The organism is Rhodanobacter thiooxydans LCS2 (genome assembly GCF_000264375.1).
Lineage (GTDB): Bacteria > Pseudomonadota > Gammaproteobacteria > Xanthomonadales > Rhodanobacteraceae > Rhodanobacter > Rhodanobacter thiooxydans.
The window spans coordinates 1-22003 of the sequence record NZ_AJXW01000092.1 but is presented as its reverse complement, the minus strand read 5'-3'; the positions used below and the strand labels follow the sequence as shown (position 1 = coordinate 22003).

Annotated in this window: 19 protein-coding genes; 10 read left to right on the top strand and 9 right to left on the bottom strand. The window is 67.9% G+C overall.

The genetic code is table 11. The features are described 5' to 3' along the window. Window positions 1–23: 23 nt before the first annotated feature. Window positions 24–1115, bottom strand: a complete 1092-nt coding sequence (locus UUA_RS16015; protein WP_008438757.1) for an ABC transporter ATP-binding protein — start codon at window positions 1113–1115, stop codon at window positions 24–26. Window positions 1116–1243: 128 nt separating this feature from the next. Here UUA_RS16015 and UUA_RS16010 point away from each other — a divergent pair, with 128 nt between their 5' ends. Further along, entirely contained in the window at window positions 1244–2605 is a 1362-nt protein-coding gene (locus tag UUA_RS16010; RefSeq protein WP_008438755.1) for a GH1 family beta-glucosidase, read from the top strand. Window positions 2606–2709: 104 nt separating this feature from the next. Here UUA_RS16010 and rsmG read toward each other — a convergent pair whose 3' ends face one another. Both rsmG and UUA_RS16000 read right to left on the bottom strand, forming a co-directional pair. Then, the gene (gene rsmG, locus UUA_RS16005; RefSeq protein WP_008438754.1) at window positions 2710–3339 is read right to left on the bottom strand and encodes a 16S rRNA (guanine(527)-N(7))-methyltransferase RsmG; all 630 of its coding nucleotides are present in this window, start codon (window positions 3337–3339) and stop codon (window positions 2710–2712) included. A gap of 151 nt (window positions 3340–3490) precedes the next feature. After that, entirely contained in the window at window positions 3491–3940 is a 450-nt protein-coding gene (locus tag UUA_RS16000; RefSeq protein WP_039954278.1) for an SPFH domain-containing protein, read from the bottom strand. A 408-nt stretch (window positions 3941–4348) separates the two neighbouring features. Here UUA_RS16000 and UUA_RS15995 point away from each other — a divergent pair, with 408 nt between their 5' ends. From UUA_RS15995 to UUA_RS15965, 7 genes are all read left to right on the top strand, one after another. Further along, the gene (locus tag UUA_RS15995) at window positions 4349–5377 is read left to right on the top strand and encodes a LacI family DNA-binding transcriptional regulator (RefSeq protein WP_008438752.1); all 1029 of its coding nucleotides are present in this window, start codon (window positions 4349–4351) and stop codon (window positions 5375–5377) included. A gap of 50 nt (window positions 5378–5427) precedes the next feature. Further along, the gene (locus tag UUA_RS15990; protein ID WP_008438751.1) at window positions 5428–8439 is read left to right on the top strand and encodes a TonB-dependent receptor; all 3012 of its coding nucleotides are present in this window, start codon (window positions 5428–5430) and stop codon (window positions 8437–8439) included. A gap of 101 nt (window positions 8440–8540) precedes the next feature. Further along, entirely contained in the window at window positions 8541–10061 is a 1521-nt protein-coding gene (locus UUA_RS15985) for a tryptophan halogenase family protein (RefSeq protein WP_008438750.1), read from the top strand. Window positions 10062–10135: 74 nt separating this feature from the next. Beyond that, on the top strand, window positions 10136–11599 hold the full coding sequence (locus UUA_RS15980; RefSeq protein WP_008438749.1) for a glucoamylase family protein: 1464 nt from the start codon (window positions 10136–10138) through the stop codon (window positions 11597–11599). After that, window positions 11596–12897, top strand: a complete 1302-nt coding sequence (locus UUA_RS15975; RefSeq protein WP_008438729.1) for a sugar ABC transporter substrate-binding protein — start codon at window positions 11596–11598, stop codon at window positions 12895–12897. Before UUA_RS15980 ends, UUA_RS15975 begins: the two co-directional genes overlap by 4 nt. Next, window positions 12894–13772, top strand: a complete 879-nt coding sequence (locus UUA_RS15970; RefSeq protein ID WP_008438728.1) for a carbohydrate ABC transporter permease — start codon at window positions 12894–12896, stop codon at window positions 13770–13772. The genes UUA_RS15975 and UUA_RS15970 overlap by 4 nt, the downstream gene beginning before the upstream one ends. Then, window positions 13769–14590, top strand: a complete 822-nt coding sequence (locus UUA_RS15965) for a carbohydrate ABC transporter permease (RefSeq protein WP_008438727.1) — start codon at window positions 13769–13771, stop codon at window positions 14588–14590. The genes UUA_RS15970 and UUA_RS15965 overlap by 4 nt, the downstream gene beginning before the upstream one ends. Before the next feature lie 167 nt (window positions 14591–14757). On the opposite strand, the gene UUA_RS15960 is transcribed toward UUA_RS15965, so the two are convergent. The 4 genes from UUA_RS15960 to xth all read right to left on the bottom strand — a co-directional run bounded on the left by UUA_RS15960 (window position 14758) and on the right by xth (window position 17919). Next, a complete protein-coding gene (locus UUA_RS15960) occupies window positions 14758–15591 on the bottom strand; it encodes a pirin family protein (RefSeq protein ID WP_008438726.1) in 834 nt (277 codons plus the stop codon). A 99-nt stretch (window positions 15592–15690) separates the two neighbouring features. Then, complete coding sequence (locus UUA_RS15955) at window positions 15691–16437, bottom strand: DUF4336 domain-containing protein (RefSeq protein WP_008438725.1); 747 nt, start codon at window positions 16435–16437, stop codon at window positions 15691–15693. 32 nt (window positions 16438–16469) lie between these two features. Beyond that, on the bottom strand, window positions 16470–17147 hold the full coding sequence (locus UUA_RS15950) for a YecA/YgfB family protein (protein ID WP_008438723.1): 678 nt from the start codon (window positions 17145–17147) through the stop codon (window positions 16470–16472). A 4-nt stretch (window positions 17148–17151) separates the two neighbouring features. Then, on the bottom strand, window positions 17152–17919 hold the full coding sequence (gene xth / locus UUA_RS15945; protein ID WP_008438721.1) for an exodeoxyribonuclease III: 768 nt from the start codon (window positions 17917–17919) through the stop codon (window positions 17152–17154). A gap of 213 nt (window positions 17920–18132) precedes the next feature. On the opposite strand from xth, the gene UUA_RS15940 reads away from it, so the two are divergent. Beyond that, window positions 18133–18342, top strand: a complete 210-nt coding sequence (locus tag UUA_RS15940; protein WP_008438719.1) for a cold-shock protein — start codon at window positions 18133–18135, stop codon at window positions 18340–18342. 140 nt (window positions 18343–18482) lie between these two features. Here UUA_RS15940 and UUA_RS15935 read toward each other — a convergent pair whose 3' ends face one another. Next, window positions 18483–20555 carry a M3 family metallopeptidase gene (locus UUA_RS15935; protein WP_008438717.1) on the bottom strand — a complete coding sequence of 691 codons (2073 nt, stop codon included), beginning with the start codon at window positions 20553–20555 and terminating at the stop codon, window positions 18483–18485. Between the two features lie 83 nt (window positions 20556–20638). Between UUA_RS15935 and UUA_RS15930 the strand changes: the two genes are divergently transcribed. After that, on the top strand, window positions 20639–21172 hold the full coding sequence (locus tag UUA_RS15930; RefSeq protein ID WP_008438715.1) for a gamma carbonic anhydrase family protein: 534 nt from the start codon (window positions 20639–20641) through the stop codon (window positions 21170–21172). Window positions 21173–21179: 7 nt separating this feature from the next. Here the strand turns inward: UUA_RS15930 and UUA_RS15925 are convergent, their stop codons facing one another. After that, window positions 21180–21728: a hypothetical protein gene (locus UUA_RS15925; RefSeq protein ID WP_008438713.1), complete on the bottom strand. Its 549-nt coding sequence runs from the start codon at window positions 21726–21728 to the stop codon at window positions 21180–21182. Between the last annotated feature and the right edge of the window lie 275 nt (window positions 21729–22003).

The window sequence follows — 22003 nt, the reverse complement described above, 5'->3', positions numbered from 1 at the left end:
TTGCCTCCCCGGGGACTTCGGCCTCAGGCACCGATCCGCGCCCCGCTGACGGCATCGAACAGGTGCAGCCGTTCGACCGCCAGGCCCAGCGCCAGCGTGCTGCCTGGCTCGGGCAGGGCGCGTGGCGCCACCCGCGCGACCAGCGGCTGCTCGCCGTAGCGCAGGTTCAGGAACACCTCGTTGCCGACCGGTTCGAGCACCTCCAGCCGGGCATGCAGGGCGGCCGCGCCGGCCTCCAGCGGCTGCAGATGTTCGGGGCGGATGCCCAGCACCACCTCGCGCCCGCGCCACGGCAGCCACGCCGCCGCCTGTGGCGGTTCGCCCAGCGCGATGGCGCCGTGGGCGGTGGCCAGGGTCCAGCCGCCCTCGCAGTGCAGGGTGCCGCGCAACTGGTTCATCGCCGGGCTGCCGACGAAGCCGGCCACGAACAGGTTCGCGGGCTGTTCGTACAGCGCCATCGGCGTGTCGATCTGCTGGATCACCCCACCGTCCAGCACCACGATGCGCTGGCCCAGGGTCATCGCCTCGATCTGGTCGTGGGTGACGTAGACCATGGTGGCGCCGAGCTGGCGGTGCAGCCGCGCGATCTCCACCCGCATCGACAGGCGCAGCTTGGCATCCAGGTTGGACAGCGGCTCGTCGAGCAGGAACACCTTGGGCTCGCGCACCAGCGCCCGACCCAGCGCCACGCGCTGGCGCTGGCCGCCGGACAGCGCGGCTGGCCGCGCGGCCAGGCGTGCCTCCAGCTCCAGCGTCTTCGCCGCCGCCGCCACGCGGCGGTCGATCTCGGCCTGCTTGTGGCCGCGCAGCTTCAGGCCGAAGCCGAGGTTCTCGGCCACCGTCATGTGCGGGTACAGCGCGTAGTTCTGGAACACCATGGCGATGTCGCGGTCTTTCGGCGCCACCTCGTTGACCACCCGACCGTCGATGCTCAGCGTGCCGTCGCTGATCGACTCCAGCCCGGCGACCATGCGCAGCAGGGTGGTCTTGCCGCAACCCGACGGCCCCACCAGCACCAGCAGCTCGCCGTCGGCGATCTCGAAGCTGGCGTCGGCCACGCCCACATGGCCATTGGGGTAGACCTTGCGCAACTGGTCCAGACGTACGGCAGCCATCGGAATCTCCGGTGCGGTTGGCCACGACAGCCGTCCCGCGCAGCATGCGCTGGTCTGCACTTCGGCGGGGCATTGGGCTATTCTGCCTGTGTAATCGTTTACATCAAGCCTTGCCCGAAGGACCGCCCATGCCCCGCCCCGGTTTCCGCTTCCCCGACGGCTTCCACTGGGGCGCCGCCACTTCCGCCTATCAGATCGAGGGCTCGCCGCTGGCCGACGGTGCCGGCCCCAGCATCTGGCAGCGCTTCGCGCATACGCCGGGAATGATGGCGAACGGCGACACCGGCGACGTCGCCTGCGACCACTACCGCCGCTACCGTGAAGACGTGCAGCTGATGAAGGAGCTCGGCCTGCAGGGCTACCGCTTCAGCATCAACTGGGCGCGCGTGCTGCCCGAGGGCACCGGCCGGGTCAATCCGAAGGGGCTGGATTTCTACTCGCGGCTGGTCGACGCATTGCTGGAGCACGGCATCGCGCCGAACGCCACGCTGTTCCACTGGGACCTGCCGGCGGCGCTGGACGACCGCGGCGGCTGGCTCAACCGCGACAGCGCGCACTGGTTTGCCGAATACGCCGAGGTGATGTTCAAGGCGCTCGACGACCGCGTGCCACGCTGGTCCACGCTCAACGAACCCTGGGTGGTCACCGACGGCGGCTACCTGCACGGCGCGCTGGCGCCGGGTCATCGCAACAAGTACGAGGCACCGATCGCCACGCACAACCTGATGCGCGCGAGCGGCGCCGGCATCCAGGCGTATCGCGCGCATGGAAAGCACGAGATCGGCGTGGTGTTCAACATCGAGCCGAAGTATCCGCACTCGGACTGCGCCGAGGACCTCGCCGCCACGGCCCGCGCGCACGCCTACATGAACCAGCAGTTCGCCGACCCGGCGCTGCTGGGCAGCTATCCGCCCGAGCTGAAGGAGATCTTCGGCGACGCCTGGCCGGACTTTCCTGCCGACGATTTCAAACTCACGAAGCAGAAGGTCGACTTCGTCGGCATCAACTACTACACCCGCGCCGTGGTGAAGCACGACCCGAACCAGTACCCGCTGCAAGCGTCGCCGGTACGCCAGCCGAACAGGACCTACACCGAGACCGGTTGGGAAGTGTTCGAGCAGGGCCTCACCGACACGCTGACCTGGTTCAGGGACCGCTACGGCGACATTCCGCTGTACATCACCGAAAATGGTTCTGCGTTCTACGACCCGCCGGTGGCCGAGAACGGCGTACTCGACGATCCGCTGCGCACGAGCTACCTGCGCAAGCATCTCGGGGCGCTGCACAAGGCGATCGCGGCCGGGGTGAACCTGAAGGGTTATTACGCATGGTCGCTGCTGGACAACCTGGAGTGGTCGCTGGGCTTCTCCAAGCGCTTCGGCCTCTACCACGTCGATTTTGCCACCCAGCAACGCACGCCGAAGGCCACTGCGAAGCTGTACGCGCAGGTGATCGAGAGCAACGGCGCGGTGCTGGACGAAGACGCGTAGGAGCCCGCTGGCGGGCGATGCTTTTGCTCTGAGGCTACGTATGGCGATCCAAAGCAAGAGCATCGCCCGCCAGCGGGCTCCTACCAGTGACCCTAGGAATTCGCTCAGGCGCGGCCGAGCAGCAGCAGGTGGCGCTCGGCCGGCAGCCCCGGCACCACCAGCTCATGCGTGCTGCGCACCACGAAGCCGGCCGGGATGCCCGGCAGTTCGTCGTCCGGCCGCTTGCCCTTCATCGCCAGCCAGATTCCGTCCGGCGCCAGCAGGTGGCCGCCCCAGCCAAGCATGTCGGCGAGGCTGGCGAACGCGCGCGCAGTGATGCAGTCGAACTGGCCTTCCACATCCTCTACCCGCGCCTGCAGCGCGCGCACGCCGTCCAGCTTCAGCGCGCGGATCGCCTCGCGCAGAAAGCGCACCTTCTTGCCGTTGGAATCAACCAGCAGGGTCTGCCGCCCCGGCGCGGCGATCGCCAGCACGAGGCCGGGCAGGCCGGGGCCGCTGCCGAGGTCGGCCAGAGTCCGGCCCTGCACATAGGGCAGGATCGCCAGCGAATCGAGCAGGTGGCGAGTGACCATCTCCGCCGGGTCGCGCACGGCGGTGAGGTTGTAGGCCGCGTTCCAGCGTTCGAGCAGGGCCTGGTAGTCGAGCAGCCGCGGCACCGCGTCGGCCGGCAGCGACAGGCCCAGCGCGGCGATGCCTTGTTCGAGTCGGGCCTGCAAGGCATCGCGGGTGGTCATCGTGGCTGGCTCGAACGTTGGGGGCGCAAAGTATCCGCGTGCCGCGCGGCCTTGCCAATGGCGCCCAAAAGAAGACCCGCCGAAGCGGGTCGAAGACTTGCAAATCCCCTGCGGCGCGGGCGCTCTCGGGCGCCTTGGCGCGGTTCACCGTTCAGGCCACATCGAGCTCGACCCGGGTCACCATCATGCCCCGCTCGCGCAATGAGCTGTTGAGCGATTGCTTCACTTTTGCGCCGAGGTCGCGGCGGTCCGCATCCGGCTCGCTACGCAGGGCTTCCTGCGCGCCGCGGCGAATCAGCTGGTCGACCTGTTCGAACACCGGGTCGGCGCGCTCTGGCTCCAGCACCTGCCAGTACACCGTGCCGCGCACGTCGCGTGCGCCGGCCAGCGGCTCCTCGAAGCGCAGGGTCTGGCCGGCGAGGTTGATCTTGTGCCCGACCCGGTCCAGCAGCGGCAGCACCAGGTGCGTGCCCGTCGCCAGCACCCGTACCAGCTTGCCGCGGCGATACAGGCTGTAGACCTGACCGGCCGGCACGTGCCTGACCGCACTGGCAGCCAGCACGGCGGGAATCACGAGCAACAAGGTCAGTAGAGTCATCATGGCTTGGAAAAACAATAGTTTGCCGATGGTTTCTTCGCAGTCTTGATAGCTTGAGGATACAGCCGCCTGACACCGCAAAGATTAACCTTCATTTAACGGCACAAGCAAATCTTTAACAACAGGCATGAACCCATGGATTGGCGACGCCTTTCACAGAATCGGAAGATTCCTCCGAGGCCATGCCCAAATCATGCCAACGAGCCGACTGCTGCGCCGCCATAACGCGCATTCCATGAGCCACCGGCGCGCCATCGGCGATCCGCCGGTGAATGCAAGCCTCGAACGCCCAAAAACTGCGGCGGCGCAGCAAAAAAATTCTGCTTTACAAGCACTTTACAAGGCGTCATGAAAACGTTTACGTTGGCGTCGCACCGCGGTTCCTTGTCCTCCTCAGCGGACCTATCCAGGATGTCGGCAGCCACCATCAAAGATGTAGCGCGCGAGGCCAAGGTTTCCGTGGCCTCGGTGTCGCGCGCACTGAATGGGGGCGGCGGAGTGACTGCCGAGACCAGCCAGCGCATCCATGAAGCCGCGCAGCGTCTGCATTACGTGCCGCATGCCGCGGCGCGCATGCTGATCACCCGCCGCACCAACACGGTCGGCGCGCTGCTGCCGGACCTGCATGGCGAGTTCTTTTCCGAGCTGATCCGCGGCATCGACCTGGCCGCCCGGGCGCGCGGCCTGCACCTGCTGGTGTCCAGCTCCCACGATGGGGCCGAGGACGCCGCTACCGCGCTGCGCGCCATGCAGGGCCGCGTCGATGGCCTGCTGATTCTGTCCAACCACGTCGACGCCGCCTTCCTGCGCAGCAACCTGCCCACCGGCCTGCCGGCCGTGCTGCTCAACAGCGCCGTGAAGAGCCCGTCGTACGGCGTGCTCAACATCGACAACTACGGCGGCGCCTACGCGATGGTGCAGCACCTGCTCGATGCCGGCCACACCGGGGTCACCTTCATCGCGGGCCCGACCGACAATTTCGACGCACAGCAGCGCGAACTCGGCTACCGCGCCGCGATGGCCAAGCACGCTCCGCACGCGACGCTGGACGTACTGGCCGGCGACTTCAGCGAAGAGGCCGGCTACAGCGCCGGGCGCCAGCTGCTGGCACGAACGTCGCGACCGCGTGCCGTGTTCGCCGCCAACGACATGATGGCGGTTGGCTGCCTGTCCGCGTTCAAGGAGGTCGGTGTGGACGTGCCGCGCGATATCGCGCTGGCCGGCTTCGACGACATTCCGATTGCGCGCTACGTCACCCCATCGCTCTGCACGGTGCGCGTGCGCATCGCCGACCTGGGCCGCAGCGCGCTCGAACAACTGGCGGCGCAGCTGGAGGACCCCAGGCACGCCACGCCATCCAGACACACGCTCGCCTGCGAGATCGTCACCCGTGCCAGCTGCGGCGGCGGGCGACCCGCGGCGTCCCAAGACGCTTCATAGAAGGCTGTTTCCGTTCGGGGAATCCGGTCATCCGGTATGGGAGGGAAAGCATGAACACACCAAAGCAACTCAGAAAGAAGCTGCTCGCAAGCCTGATCAACGCCACGGTGATCGCGGTGGCCGGCGCACCGATGGTCTCGTGGGCGCAGACTTCCGACGCCAACCTGCGCGGCAAGGCAGCGGCCAGCGCCACGATCACCGCGCGCAACGTCGCCACCGGCACCACCCGGCGCACCACCGCCGGTGCGGACGGCGGCTACACGCTGGTCGGCCTGCCGCCCGGCACCTACCAGGTGGACGCCGGGCCGGGTACCGCACGCACGGTCACCCTGACGGTCGCCTCGACCGCCACGCTGGACCTGACTGCAGCGGCGCCGGGCGCAGCGGCCGCGAACGCGACCACCCTTTCCGGCGTCACGGTCAGCGCGACCACCCTGACCGAAGTGAAGACCTCCGAAGTCGGCGCGACGATCTCGCTGCAGCAGATCAACACCATCCCGCAGGTCTCGCGCAACTTCCTGGAGTTCGCCGATACCGTGCCCGGCATGGTGTTCAGCCTCGACTCCTCGGGCCATACCTCGCTGCGCGGCGGCGCGCAAAACAACAGCTCGGTCAACGTCTACATCGACGGCGTGGGCCAGAAGAGCTACGTCAAGGAAGGCGGCGTCAGCGGCCAGTTCGCCAGCCAGGGCAACCCGTTCCCGCAGCTGGCGATCGGCGAGTACAAGGTGATCACGTCGAACTACAAGGCCGAGTACGACCAGATCTCCAGCGCCGCGGTCACCGCCGACACCAAGTCCGGCACCAACGAGTTCCACGGCGAGGTGTTCGGCACCTATACCAGGGACTCGCTGCGCGCGCGCACGCCGTCGGAGGACGCCGCGGGCAAGAAGACCCCGTCGCACGAGAAGGAATACGGCTTCGCCATCGGCGGCCCGATCATCAAGGACCAGATGCATTTCTTCTTCACCTACGAGGCGAAGAAGTTCGATACGCCGATCACGGTGACCCCGGGCGTCACCAACACCGCCGCGTTCCTGCCGGCCAGCGCCTCTGCCCAGCTGGGCCCGGCCGACCTGCCGTTCAACGAGGACCTCTACTTCGGCAAGATCGACTGGGAACCGACCGACCGCGACCGCTTCGAGCTGAGCGCGCAGCTGCGCAAGGAAGGCCAGTACGACAACATCGGCAACCAGACTGCCGCCTCCGCCGGCATCGACGTGATCAACCGCGACACCCGCATCGCGGCGCGCTGGCAGCACAGCGGCGATGCGTACTTCAACGAACTCCTGTTCACCCACGAGAACGCCTACAACAACCCGACGCCACTGCGCTTCGCCGACGGCGCGGCCTACACCTGGGCGCCGCAGCAGGACGCCACCATCCTGATCACCGGCTCGGCCAACGCGCTGGCGACGCAGAAGAAGGGCCAGAAGGGTCCCGCGATCCAGGACGACCTGACCTTCAACGACTTCCAGTGGCATGGCGACCACGTCATCAAGCTGGGCGTGAAGTACAAGAAGGTGGACCTGAACGCGCAGGACGCCGGCAACAGCAACCCGCAGTTCACCTACAACGTGGATCCGACCGGCACCGCGGCGACGCCGTACAAGGCGTTCTTCCCGAACCCGGTACCCGGCCTGAGCCCGGTGGCCAAGTCGAGCGACAAGCAGTTCGGCACCTATATCCAGGACGACTGGGCGGTCAACGACAAGCTCACGCTGAACCTCGGCGTGCGCTGGGACTACGAGAAGAACCCGTCCTACCTCAACTACGTCACGCCGGCCAACGTGATCGCCGCCTTCAACAGCCCCAACCCCGACCCGAGCGCGCCAGCGGGGCAAACCTACGCGCAGGCCCTTGCGCTGGGTGGCGTGAACATCAACGACTACATCAGCACCGGCCACAATCGCAAGGCGTACAAGGGCGAGATCCAGCCGCGGCTGGGCTTCTCCTACGACCTCGACGCCGACGAGCAGCACGTGATCTTCGGCGGTGCCGGCCGCGCCTACGACCGCGACCTGTACGACTACCTACAACTGGAGCAGACCAAGTCCGCGCTGCCGCAGCTCACCGTGTACTTCCAGGACCCGGCCACCGGGCTCTGCCACAACAACAGTTCGCCCTGCTTCGCCTGGGACCCGAAGTACCAGAACAACCTTGCCGCGCTGCAGGCGCTGGTTGCCTCCAGCAACACCGGGCAGGAAGTGGATGCGATCAACAACCACCTGAAGGCGCCGTATTCCGACCAGTTCAGCCTCGGCATGCGCAACCGGATCGGCGACTGGAACACCAGCGCCGCAATCACGCGCATCCTCAGCCACGACGGCTTCGCCTTCACCCTGGGCAACCGCTACCCGGACGGCGCGTTCTTCAAGAACGGCAGCCAGCCCTGGGGCAACGGCGTACCGGGTTTCGGCGGCCTGATCATCGGCAACAACGGCATCGCGACGCGCACCACCCAGCTGCTGCTGTCGGCCGACAAGCCGTACACGAAGGAAACCGGCTGGGGCGCCACCTTCGCCTACACCTACACGCGGGCGAAGCAGAACCGCGACATCAATGAGCACTACTCGTTCGACGAGGCAACGATCCAGCAGTACCCGTTCGTCGTTTCCAACGCCGCCGCCAAGCATCGCTTCGTCGCCACCGGCGTGGTCGACATTCCGTGGGGCATCACCCTGTCGGCCAAGCTGACCCTGGCCACGCCGATCCCGTACAACGGCATCGCCTGCTACGGCGCGACCTATCCCAACGGCAGCGGCTGCACGCCGATGGCGGCCACGCCGGGGGGGAACGGCAAGTTCCTGGTCGGCGGCAAGGCGTTCGGCTACCGCGACATCGACTTCCAGGCCACCAAGGATTTCGACCTCGGCCACGGCCTCAAGCTCTACGGCCGCTTCGACGTGCTGAACGTGTTCAACTTCAGGAACTACTCTGACGTGCTGGTCGACTGGGGCTCCAACGGCGTGGCCAACCCCCACCCCGCAATGTACAACCCAACCGGCAACATCACCTTCGTGCCGCGCACGCTGAAGCTGACGGTCGGCATGAAGTTCTGACGCCACATCCGATGGCATCGAGGCGACGATAGAGGCAGCACCGCAAAGCCCGCTCCCCTCGCGGGCTTTGCTTTTTCCACCCGACCCCGGCACAGGTTCCCATGACCGACCCGCGCATCAGGAACATCGTCATCGTCGGCGGCGGCACCGCCGGCTGGATGGCTGCCGCCGCTTTCGCCAAGGTGCTCGACGCCGGCTGCTCGATCCGCCTAGTGGAGTCGGAGGAAATCGGCACGGTCGGCGTGGGCGAGGGCACCGTGCCGCACCTCAAGCTGTTCAACAACCTGCTCGGCATCGACGACGTCGAGTTCGTGCGCAACACCCAGGGCACGTTCAAGCTCGGCGTGCAGTTCAACGACTGGGGCCGGCTCGGCGACAGCTACGTGCACGGCTTCGGCACGATCGGCCACGACGTCGGTCTGCTGCCGTTCCACCAGTACTGGATCAAGGCACGCCAGGCCGGCAAGGCGGACGAGATTGGCGCGTACTCGCTGAACACGGTGGCCGCGCCGCGCGGCCGCTTCATGCCGTCGGCCAGCGACGCGCCGCCGGGCTCGCCGCTGGCCAACGTCGCCTACGCCTATCATTTCGACGCCGGCCGCTACGCGCGCTTCCTGCGCGGCTACGCCGAGCAGCGCGGCGTGCGCCGCACCGAAGGCAAGGTGGCGCAGACCGTGCTGCGGGCGGCCGACGGCTTTGTCGAGGCGATCGTGCTGGAAAGCGGCGAGCGCATCGAGGGCGAGCTGTTCATCGACTGCTCCGGCTTCCGCGGCCTGCTGATCGAGCAGGCGCTGCACACCGGCTACCTCGATTTCAGCCACTGGCTGCCATGCGACCGCGCGCTGGCAGTGGCCTGCGAGAAGGTCGGGCCGCCGACGCCGTATACCCGCTCGTCGGCACGGCCGGCGGGCTGGCAGTGGCGCATTCCGCTGCAGCACCGCACCGGCAACGGCTATGTGTATTCCAGCGCCCACGTCAGCGACGACGAGGCCGCCACCACCCTGCTCGGCCACCTCGACGGCGCGCCGATGGGCGAACCGCGGCTGCTGCGCTTCACCACCGGCGTGCGCCGGCAGGCCTGGAGCCGCAACGTGGTTGCGCTGGGCCTGGCCGGCGGTTTCCTGGAACCGCTGGAATCGACCAGCATCTACATGATCCAGTCCGGCATCACGCGCCTGCTCAACCTGTTCCCGCGGCACGACTTCAGCCCGGTGCTGACCGAACGCTACAACGCGCAGTCGCGCTTCGAGTACGAACACATCCGCGATTTCCTGATCCTGCACTACCACGCCACCGAACGCGACGACACGCCGTTCTGGAACCAGTGCCGCATGATGTCGATCCCGCCGCCGCTGGCGGACAACATCCGCCTGTTCCGCGACAGCGGCCGCTTCTTCCGCGACGGCGAGGAGATGTTCGCGACCCCGAGCTGGGTGCAGGTGATGCTGGGCCAGCGCATCGCGCCGAAGGGCTACCACCCGCTGGTCGACCAGATGCCCGACGCGGAGCTGGCCGGATTCATGGCCAGCGTCAGCCACGTGGTCGCCAGCTGCGTCGAGGTAATGCCGGCGCACCAGGCCTTCATCGACCGCTGCTGCACGGCGCCGGCCATGGTCGCCTGAGATAGCCCACTCGGCGCCCCGAAATCGCACCGGGGCCGCACCCGACACTCCCCCGCAAGAGAGAGCGTTTCAGCATGTCCAGATCCTTCCGTATCCTGCGCGCGATTGCCCTCACCGCCCTGCTGGCATTCGGCGCCGGCTGGCAGACACCCGCCACCGCGCGACAACCGAACCTCGGCTACGCCGACCTGCCGGCCCGGCAACAGACGCTGGTCGACGACCTCCAGCGGCGCAGCTTCGACTGGTTCTGGCAGAGCGGCAACCCGCAGAACGGACTGGTGCCCGACTCCTGGCCGGGCCAGTCGTTCTCCTCGATCGCCGCGGTGGGCTTCGGGCTGACCGCCTACGGCATCGGCGTCGAGCGCCACTACATCACGCGCGAGCAGGCGGTCGAGCGCACTCTGGCCACGCTGCGCTTCTTCGCCGATGCGCCGCAGAACGCCAGCGAGGACGGCGCCAGCGGCTACCACGGCTTCTTCTACCACTTCCTCGACATGCGCAGCGGCAAGCGCTTCGCGCGCTGGACCGAGCTGTCCAGCGTGGACACCACCCTGCTGCTCGGCGGCGTGCTGTTCGCGCAGTCGTACTACGACCGCGACACGCCGCTGGAAGCCGAAATCCGCCAGCTCGCCGACACCATTTACCGCCGCGTCGACTGGCCGTGGATGCAGCCGCGCAAGCCGCTGATCAGCATGGGCTGGACCCCGGGCGGCCAGTTCATCCCGTCCGACTGGAAGGGCTACAACGAGGGCATGCTGGTCTACATCCTCGCGCTTGGCTCGCCGACCCACCCGGTCGGGCCGGACGCATGGACGGCGTGGCTGTCCACCAACCACCTGACCTGGGGCAGCTTCCAGGGCCAGACCTTCCTCAACTTCGCGCCGATGTTCGGTCACCAGTACAGCCAGAGCTGGGTCGACTTCCGCGGCATCCGCGATGCGTGGAGCCGCGAGCATGATCTCGATTATTTCGAGAACAGTCGCCGCGCCACCTACGCGCAGCGCAGCTACGCGATCGCCAATCCCGGCCACTGGACCGGCTACGGCGCCAACGTATGGGGCCTCACCGCCAGCAACGGGCCCGGCGGCCTGGTCGTGAAGAGCGCCGAGGGCGATCGCACGTTCCATGGCTATACCGCGCGCGGCGTCGGACTCGACTACATCAGCGACGACGGCACCATCGCGCCGACCGCGGCGGCCGGTTCGATCGCGTTCGCGCCGGAGCTCGTGATCCCCGCGCTGGCGACCATGCAGCAGCGCTACGGCAAGTACATCTACAACAAGTACGGCTTCGTCGACGCCTTCAACCTCAGCTTCCACACACCCACCACGCTCCGTACCGGCAAACTGGTGCCCGGCGTGGGCTGGGTCGATACCCTGCAGCTGGGCATCGACCAGGGCCCGATCGTGTTGATGATCGAGAACTGGCGCAACGGCTTCGTGTGGAAGGTGATGAAAAAGAATCCGTACATCCGCAAGGGACTCGAACGCGCCGGCTTCGAGGGCGGCTGGCTGGGTACGGTGGCGGCGAAAAAATGAAGCCGGGCGAGCGAGCGCCACGGTCATGGCGCGGCCTGTGGCTGGCCGCGATCGCCGCGGGCGGAGTCTTGCTGGGCGGCTGCGCGCCGGCGTCGCCGGGAACGCAGCTCACCTTCTGGACCATCGGGCGCGAGGGCGAGGCGATCATCAAGCTGCTGCCGGCGTTCGAGCGCGCGCACCCGGACATCCACGTGAAGGTGCAGCAGCTGCCGCTGACCGCGGCGCACCAGAAGCTGCTCACCGCCTTCGCCGGCGGTTCCACCCCGGACGTCAGCCAGCTCGGCAACACCTGGCTGCCCGAGCTGGCCGCGCTCGACGCACTGGAACCGCTGCAGGCGCGCGTGGATGCTTCCACCGTGATCCAGCCGCACGATTACTTCGCCAGCATCTGGGCCACCAATGTGATCGACGGCACGCTGTATGGCGTGCCGTGGTATGTCGACACGCGGCTGCTGTTCTACCGCAAGGATCTGCTCGAGGCCGCCGGCTTCGACGCGCCGCCGCGCAGCTGGGCCGAGTGGCGGCGCCAGCTCGCCGCACTGAGCGATCCTTCGCGGCATCGCTACGGCATCCTGCTGCCGACCAACGAGTACGAGCAGCTGATGTCGCTGGCGCTGCAGCAGAGCGAACCGCTGCTGCGCGACGGCGGCCGCTACGGCAACTTCGAAAGCGCCGGCTTCAAGCGTGCACTGGCGTTCTACGTCGACACGTTCAAGCTGCAGCAGGCGCCGCCGATCACCAACGTCGAGGCCGGCAACCCGTGGACGGAATTCGGCCGCGGCCTGTACGCGTTCTACCTGTCCGGGCCATGGAACATCGGCGAGTTCCGCTCGCGCCTGCCCGCATCGCAGCAGGACGACTGGGCCACGGCGCCGCTGCCAGGCCCCGCCGGCGCCGGCATCGGCGTGGCCGGCGGTTCCAGCCTGGTGATCTTCCGCACGTCGAAGCACAAGGACGCGGCCTGGCAGCTGATCGAGTACCTGTCGCAGCCGGCGGTGCAGCAACGCTTCTACGAGCTGCTCGGCGACCTGCCGCCGCGGCGCAGCTCGTGGCAGGGCACTGCGCTGCGCGACGACCCGAAGCTGCGCGCGTTCCGCGAGCAGCTGGAACACGTGAAGCCGACCCCACCGGTGCCGGAGTGGGAGCGTATCGCCAACGAGATGCAGCTGGTCGCCGCCGAGGCGGTCGCCGGCCGGCTGACGATCGACCAGGCCGCCGCCGAGATCGACCGGCGCACCGACGCCATCCTGGCCAAGCACCGCTGGGTACTCGACCACGCACGCGGACGCAGGCCATGAATTCGCCGTGCAGCGCCTGGCTGTTCGTCGCCCCGGCACTCGTCGTGCTCGGCGTGTTCTTCCTGCTGCCGGTGCTGGCCGCGCTGGTGCTCAGCCTCACCGACTACGACCTTTACGCGCTGGCCGACATCCGCAACCTGCGCTTCGTCGGGCTCGGCAATTACTGGGAACTGCTGCACCGGCCACTGTTCTGGTCCGCGCTGGGCCACACGGTGTACTTCGTGGCGGCAGGCGTGCCGTTGTCGATGGGCGCCTCGCTGGGCGCGGCGATGCTGCTGAACTCGCCGCTGGCGCGATGCAAGCCGCTGCTGCGCACCGCGCTGTTCGCGCCGGTGGTGACCACGGTGGTGGCGGTGGCGGTGATCTGGCGCTACCTGTTCAACACCAGATACGGCATGACGAACTACATGCTGGACCTGGTCGGCATCCAGCCGGTGGACTGGCTGGGCGACCCGCACTGGGCGATGCCGACGATCATCGCGTTCGCGGTGTGGAAGAACTTCGGCTACAACATGATCATCTTCCTGGCCGGGCTGCAGGCGATCCCGCCGGAGCTGTACGAGGCCGCGCGCATCGACGGCGCGTCGGCCTGGCGGCAGTTCCGCCATATCACCCTGCCGATGCTGAAACCCACCATGCTGATGGTGGGCATCCTCACCGTGTCGGGCTATTTCCAGCTGTTCGCCGAACCCTACGTGATGACCGAGGGCGGCCCGCTGCAGAGCACGGTGAGCGTGCTGTACCTGATGTACGACGAAGGCTTCAAGTGGTGGAACCTCGGGTCCGCCTCGGCGGTGGCGTTCCTGCTGTTTCTGATCATGTTCGCGGTGACCGCGCTGATGCTGAGGCTGTCGCGCCGCGGAGACGAGCCATGAACCCTGGGCTGGCGAAGGCGCTGGTCAACGGCCTGCTGATCGGCATGGCAGTGGTGGCGCTGTTCCCGCTGCTGTGGATGCTGTCGGTGTCGTTCATGGCGCCGGGCGAGGCCGGCGCGCTGCCGCCGCCGCTGTTGCCGAAGCACCCGAGTTGGGCGAACTACCGCGAGCTGTTCCTGCGCGCCGGCATGGGTCGCTACCTGCTCAACAGCCTGCTGGTGGCCGGCGCGATCACCGCACTCTCGCTGGTGTTCAACCTGATGGCCGGCTACGCGTTCGCCAAGCTGCGCTTCGCCGGGCGCGAGCGGCTGTTCCAGGCGCTACTGGGCGGGCTGGTGATCCCCGCCCAGGTGGCAATGCTGCCGCTGTTCCTGCTGCTGAAGTACATGGGCCTGGTCAACAGCTACGCCGGCGTGGTGGCGCCTGCGCTGGCCAGCGTGTTCGGCATCTTCCTGGTGCGCCAGTACGCGCGCAGCATCCCCGACGAACTGCTGGAGGCGGCGCGCATCGACGGCGCCGGCGAGTGGCGGATCTTCGTGCAGATCGTGCTGCCGCTGCTCAAGCCGATCATCGTGACGCTGGCGATCTTCAGCTTCCTCGCCGCGTGGAACGACTTCATGTGGCCGCTGATCGTGCTGACCGGGCAGGAGCACTACACCCTGCCCATCGGGCTGGCCTCGCTGGCGCGCGAACACGCGCAGGACAGCGAACTGATGATGGCCGGCTCGGTGGTCACCGTGCTGCCGGTGCTGCTGCTGTTCCTGTCGCTGCAGCGCTACTACCTGCAGGGATTGCTGCTGGGCAGCGTGAAGGGCTGAACCCAGGCGCCACCTTCCGCATCCGGTTTCGTTGCCGGCACCGTGGCGGCGTTCGTGCAGCCGGGCCGCAACGCTGCCCGTGATCCTCCCGCTGGCTGGCGATGCCTTTCGTTACGCGGCGAAAGAGCATCGCCCGCCAGCGGGCTCCTACAACACGGTCGGCGCTCTCAGAACTTGCCGGCGCGGAAGTCGGCGATCGCCTGGTGGATCTGCTCGGGCGTGTTCATCACGAACGGGCCGTAGCGGGTGACCTGTTCATTCAGCGGCTGGCCGGCGACCACCAGCAGGCGCGAGGGCTGGTCGCCGCCGGCCAGCTGCAGCTGCTCGCCCTCGGACAGCACGCCCAGCTCGCTGCGCTGCAACTGCTCGCCGCCGACCAGGGTCGACTCGCCGTCGAACACGTAGGCGAAGCCGTGATGCCCGACCGGCAGCTCCAGGGTGTACTTCGCGCCCGGCTGCAGGCTGACGTCCAGGTACACCGGCGCGGTGACGACGCCCTCGACCGGGCCGGTGGCGCCGGCCAGCGTGCCGGCAATCACCTTCACCTCGACGCCCTCGGCCGGGCGCACCACGGGAATCCGCTCAGGGCCGATGTCCTGATAGCGCGGCGCGGTCATCTTGTCCTTCGCCGGCAGGTTCACCCACAGCTGGAAGCCCCACATCAGGCCGTTTTCCTGCTGCGGCATCTCCGAGTGCAGGATGCCGCGGCCGGCGGTCATCCACTGCACGCTGCCCGGGGTGAGGTCGCCGCGGTTGCCGTGGTTGTCGCCGTGACGCATGTGCCCGGCCAGCATGTAGGTGACCGTCTCGAAGCCGCGATGCGGATGCTCGGGGAAGCCGGCGATGTAGTCGTCGGCGCTGTCGGAGCGGAACTCGTCCAGCATCAGGAACGGATCGATCATGTCCAGTCCCGGCTGGCCGATGATCCGCTTCAGCTTCACGCCGGCGCCGTCGGACGTGTCCATGCCGCGGAAGCGGCGGGTAATGTGGCGATCGCTCATGGCGGGTCTCCGGTGAATGCAATGGCGCCAAGATGATCGCGCGAAGCATGTTATCCAAGCGCCACGACGGGAACGGATCGTTCCGCCGGCGCGACGATCTCAGGCCAGCCAGCGAAAGGCGCGCGCCAGTTCGGTCCCGGCGTTTTCCAGATAGCAGCGGCCGTGGGCCAGGATCACTCGCTGCGGCTGCCACGCCAGCATCTGCTGCAGGCACGCGCGGGCGGTGCGCCGTTCACGGAAGGTGAAGCGCATGGCCAGCGACATCTTGCCGTCGGGGTCGAGCACACCGCCGAGGCGGGCGATCCAGCGCATCGCCGTGCCGAACCGGGCGGCCTCGAAGTTCTCGATCAGGTCGGCGAGAATCAGCGTGCCGCTGGCACGGTGCAGGAACACCACTTCCTCGATCGCGCGGCTGCCGCGGAAATGCCGCTGGTCGAGCTCGCCGGCCCAGGCCTGCTCCGCGGCGTAGGCCAGATCGGTGTCGAAATCCACCGCGATGCGCTGGCTGGACGCGCGTTCGCGCACGCCGGGCGAGGCCCACGCCGTCGCTTGCTGGTAGCGCCGCTTCCAGGCCGCGATGTGCGCGTAGTGCAGCTTGTTCGGCGAGACCAGATGGCGCACCGGACCCAACGCGTCGATGGCAGCGAACAGGCCGTCGTCCGGCGCGATCGGCGAATGGCACCACAGGTCGCCGTCGGCCAATCGCGCCACCGTCATGCGGGTGGGGAACGGCATGCCGCCGACGGGCGTCGCCATGCGCACGATCGGGCCGTCGACGATCCACAGGCCAGGCGCGACCGGTTTCAGCGTGTTGGCGGGTTCGTAGAGCGGCGCAGCGGGGCTCATGCCTTGCATGCTGCTCGCCGCCCGTGACGGCCTCAATGCACCCAGTGTCCACTGCGCTGGCGCGGCGGGTTGCCGTCGTCGCCGGCGGCGGGCTGCTGCTGGCGCACCATCGCTTCGACTTCCGCCTCGGTGGCCGGCTTGGCCAGCCAGTACTGGTTCACCGCGCCGAGCACGCCCGGCAGCTGGGCCAGGCATTCATCGTATTCGTCATCGCTCAGCTTCTCGAACTCGGCGTCGGCGCTGAGGATGCCCTCGTCCACCGCCAGCGCCATCACCGGGCCGAGCAGTTCCATCAGCTGCGGGTCTTCGCCCAGCCGGCCTTCCCACAGCCCGGCGCGCAGGTCGATGCCACGGCTGAAGCCTTCGCACCAGCCGGCGGCGGACAGCATCGGACCGGTTTCCGTCTCGACCTCGCCGAGGATCGGCTCGTAGGCGTCCACGTCCAGCTCGGCAACGATCGAGTCGTTGAGCTTGGCCAGCAGTGCGAGCACGCGGTTGCCTTCGTCCTTGTCGGTGAACGGTTCGTGCAGCACCTCGGGCAGCCATTCGTCCGGCAGCACCAGCAGCGGGCCGACCGCCAGCGCCGAGAGCAGTCCGTGCACGCCGTCCAGCAGCAGGTCGCCCTCGCCGGTGTGCGCGCGCAGGTAGCGGTCCAGCTCGTCCAGTTCACGATCGTCCAGCGAGCTGGGCCATTCAGTCTTCGATGTCATTGCTTCAGATATCCAGTTCCAGCGTCACCGGCGTGTGGTCGGAGGGGCGTTCCCAGCGGCGCGGCTCGCGGTCGATCGCCGCCGCGGTGGCAGCGGATTTCAAGGCTTCGCCGATCAGGATCAGATCGATGCGCAGGCCCATGTTGCGGCGGAAGGCGGCCTGCCGGTAGTCCCACCAGCTGAAGTGCCCGGCGTCGGACTGGAACAGCCGGAAGCTGTCATGCAGGCCGAGGCCGGTGATTGCCTTCAGCGCGGCGCGCTCCGGCGGCGAGCACAGGATGTCCTCGCCCCAGGCGACCGGGTCGTAGACGTCGCGGTCGTCCGGGCAGATGTTGAAGTCGCCCAGCACCACCAGGTTCGGGTGGCGTTCCAGCTCACGCGCCAGGAATTCGCGCACCTTGGCCAGCCAATCCAGCTTGTACGCGTATTTCTCGTCACCGACCGCCTTGCCGTTGACCACGTACAGGTCGACCACGCGCAGGTGGCCGATGGTGGCGGCCAGGATGCGCCGCTGCGGGTCGTCCAGGTCGGGGATGTCGGTGACCACGTCGGTGAGCTCGTCGCGGGCCAGGATGGCCACGCCGTTGTAGGTCTTCTGGCCCGAATACACCACGCGGTAGCCGGCCGCGGCCAGTTCGTCCACCGGGAACTTCGCGTCCTCCAGCTTGGTTTCCTGCAGCGCCAGTACCTCCGGGCGCGCGTCGGCCAGCCATTGGGTCAACTGCGGCAGACGCACCTTCAGCGAATTGACGTTCCACGAGGCGATCTTCATGCCCGCATTGTACGGGAAGCGCCGGCGGCCCCCCGGCGACCGGTGGGATACTGCCAGATGAACGGAAGTGGTGGAAAAATCACCGGAAACGCATATTCCAGTGTATGCTGCGCGGGCAAGAGTCCGAGGAAACTCCTATTTTTGCTTCTACTTTGCGACCCGTGCCTTGCGCATTGGACCGCAAACACATCCATGCTTCAAAGGTAAAGTTACATGTCGGATCGTCAGAGCGGTACTGTCAAGTGGTTCAACGACGCCAAGGGTTTCGGCTTCATCACCCCGGAAAGCGGTGATGACCTGTTCGTGCATTTCCGCGCGATCCAGGGCACGGGCTTCAAGTCCCTGCAGGAAGGTCAGCGCGTCACGTTCATCGTCACCAAGGGCCAGAAGGGCCTGCAGGCTGAGGAAGTGCAGGCGGCCTGAAGTCCACGGACTTCAACGCCTCGAAAAAGCCCGCTTCGGCGGGCTTTTTTGTGCCCGTGTAGGAGCCCGCTCGCGGGCGATGCTTTTGCTCTTGCGAATCCCGAATCACGGCTTTCAAAGCATCGCCCGCGAGCGGGCTCCTACGCGGGATGTCGGTAGCCCAGCCCGTGGCCGCGCAGCAGTGCTTCCGGCTCGGGCTTGCGTCCACGGAAGGCGACGAAGCTCTCCAGCGCCGGGCGGCTGGCGCCGACAGCGAGGAACTCGCGGCGGAAGCGCTCGCCGGTGGCTCGGTCGATCACGCTGCCGCGTTCGCCCGCACGCTCCTCGAACGCGCCGAACGCGTCGGCGCTGAGCAGCTCGGCCCACAGGTAGCTGTAGTAGCCGGCCGCGTAGCCGCCAGCGAAGATGTGACTGAAGCCGTGCGGGAAGCGCTGCCAGGCCGGCGGGTGCAGCACCGCGACCTGCTTGCGCACCTCCTCCAGCACCGCCAGCGCGCGCGCGCCCTGCACAGGGTCGTACTCCAGGTGCAGCAGGAAATCGAACAGCGCGAATTCCAGCTGGCGCACCAGGAACAGCCCGGCGTGGAAGTGCCGCGCGGCCAGCATGCGTTCGAACAGCTCGTCCGGCAGCCGCTCGCCGGTCTGCCAGTGGCGCGCGAACAGGTCCAGCGCCTCGCGGTTCCAGCCGAAGTTCTCCATGAACTGGCTGGGCAGCTCCACCGCATCCCACTCGACGCCGTCGATGCCGCCGATCGAGGGCAGTGCGATCTCGGTGAGCAGGTGGTGCAGGCCGTGGCCGAATTCGTGGAACAGGGTCAGCACGTCGTCGTGGGTGAGCAGGGCCGGCTTGCCCTCGGTGGGTGGCGCGAAGTTGCAGGTGAGGAAGGCCACCGGCAACTGCCGCTGTTCGCCGTCGTCGAAGCGGGCGCGGCAGACGTCCATCCACGCGCCGCCGCGCTTGCCATTGCGTGCGTAGAGATCCACGTAGGTGCCGGCGAACACGCGGCCGCTCGCATCGCGTACGTCGTAGTAGCGCACCTCGGGATGCCACACGTCGACGCCCTCGCGCGGGGCGAGGGTGATGCCGTAGAGCTTCCCGGCGAGGCCGAACAGGCCGTCGATCACCGTCGGCAGCGGGAAGTACGGTTTCAGCTGTTCCTCGTCCAGCGCGTAGTCGCGCTGGCGCAGCTTCTCCGACGCGTAGCCGACGTCCCACGATTCGAGGTTGTCGAGCTTCAGCTCGGTGCTGGCGAATTCGCGCAGCCGGGCCAGCTCGCGCTGCGCCACCGGCTTCGCCCGCACCGCCAGGTCGTGCAGGAACTCCAGCACCTCGGTCGGCGAGGCGGCCATCTTGGTCGCCAGCGATTCCTCCGCCGCGTTGGCGAAGCCGAGCAGCTGCGCGGCCTCGTGGCGCAACGCCATGATCCGCTCGATGCGCATGCTGTTGTCGAACTTGCCCGCGTTCGGGCCCTGGTCGGAGGCGCGCGTCTGGTAGGCCCAGTACACCCGCTCACGCAGGCCGCGGTTGTCGGCGTAGGTCAGCACCGCCTGCACGCTGGGCTGTTTCAGGGTGACCAGATAGCCGTCCAGGCCCTGATCCGCGGCGTACTGGCGCAGTACCGCGCGGCCGGATTCGGGGATACCGGCGAGGTCGCGTTCGTCGGTGATGTGCTCGTGCCACGCCTCGCTGGCGTCGAGCACGGCGTTCGAGAATTCGGTGGAGAGCTTGCTCAGCTCCACCCCGATCGCGCGGAAGCGCGAACGCGCCGGTTCCTCCAGCGCCACGCCGGACAGCTTGAAGTCGCGCAGCGCATGTTCGACCAGCGCGCGCTCGGGCCGCGGCAACGCGGCGAAATCCGCCGCCTCGGCCAGCGCCCGCACCGCGGCGTACAGGTCGCGGTTCTGGCCCAGCTCGATCGCGTGCTCGGTGAGCTTTTCCTCGGCCGGCCCGTAGACCTTGCGCAGGGCCTCGCTGTCGGCCACCGCGTGCAGATGCGACACCGGCGCCCAGGCCCGCGCCAGACGCTGCTCCAGCCGCTCCTGGGTCAGCATCACGTGGCCGAAGTCGTGCGGCGCGCCAGGTGCGGTCAGTGCGTCGATGCCGGCACGGTAGTCGGCGAGGATGGTGTCGATCGCCGGTTCGACGTGTTCGGGGCGGATCTGCGAGAACGCCGGCAGCGAGTCGTCGGCGAGCAGCGGGTTGTTGGCACTCATGGGCGCTCCTTGGCAGACCGCCAGCGTGGCGAGCGCGCCGGCCGAAATCAAGCACGGCGGTGCGGTGCCGCTAGAATGGGCCGATGAATCCCCTGCGCAGTTTCAAGGGCATCGTGCCCCGCCTCGGCCAGCGCGTCCACGTCGACCCCGCCGCCAGCGTGATCGGCGACGTGGCGCTGGGCGACGACGTCTCGATCTGGCCCGGCGCGGTGCTGCGCGGCGACGTCAACCATATCCGCGTCGGCGCCAAGACCAGCATCCAGGACGGCGCCATCGTGCACGTCGCCCACGCCGGCCCGTACGGACCCGGCTACCCGTGCCTGATCGGCGAGGGCGTCACCGTCGGCCACGCCGCGGTGGTGCACGCCTGCACGATCGGCGACTACTGCCTGATCGGCATGCACGCCAGCGTGCTGGACGGCGCGGTGGTGATGAAGCACGGCTTCGTCGGCGCCGGCGCGCTGCTGCCGCCGGGCAAGGTGGTCGGCGAGGGCGAACTGTGGCTGGGCAACCCGGCAAGGTTCGTGCGCCGGCTGGGCGAACGCGAGATCGAGCAGCTGCACTACTCGGCCGACCACTATGTGCGACTGAAGGACGCCTACCTGGTGTCCGCCTGACCGGGTATCACAGCGCACCGCGCTCCACGTTCGCCTGGCGGATGCGATCGGCTTCGGTTTCGTGCTGCCGCCGCTCGATGTTGCGTGCGGCAGAGAGCTTGCCGCCGAGCAGCGCCAGGGTGAAGTTGTTGCGGTCGAACTCGCGCAGCAGGTCGATCTCGCGGCGCGCCTCGTCCAGGCCCTTCTGGTTGATGGTGCGCTCGATCTCCTCCGCGGCACGCGGGAACGATTCGCGCAGGGCCTCGTTGGCGGTGCGGTTGTCCGGTTCCAGCTGCAGCACGCTCAGGTAGAACTCGAACGCATTGCTGCCGGCCGGCGCAACCAGACGTCCGTCATGCATCGCGTCGCGGGCCAGGCCGAGCAAAATCGCGCTGCCGCTTTGCGCCTCGTCGCCCGGGGCGTCTGCCGGGTCGGCGGACGATGGAACAGCGGCGTCCGACGCGACGTTCGCGCTCGCCCGGCCGTAGTGGAAAATGCCGGCAGCCGCGGCCAGCAGGGCGAGACAGACCAGGGTAAGCATGTAACGGTGCGATGCGGCGGAGGGGAAACGGAGCATGACACCTGCTGCGCAAACGATGGCCGCGCGCTGGAGCCGTCGCCACCGACGCGCTCCCGGCGGTCCGGCCATCATCGCCGGGCCGTGTTGCAGCCGTGTGGCGGCCCGTCTCAACGCATCGACATGGTCACCTCCAGCCACGCCAGCCAGACCAGCGCATGGCGGCGGTCGGCACCGCCGCCGACCCGGCAGAGCTTGTGAAGAAAACCACATCCGGTGGTTTTCTTCGATCGCGAATCCGGTACACGCCCGGACTCGCTCACATGAAACAGTCA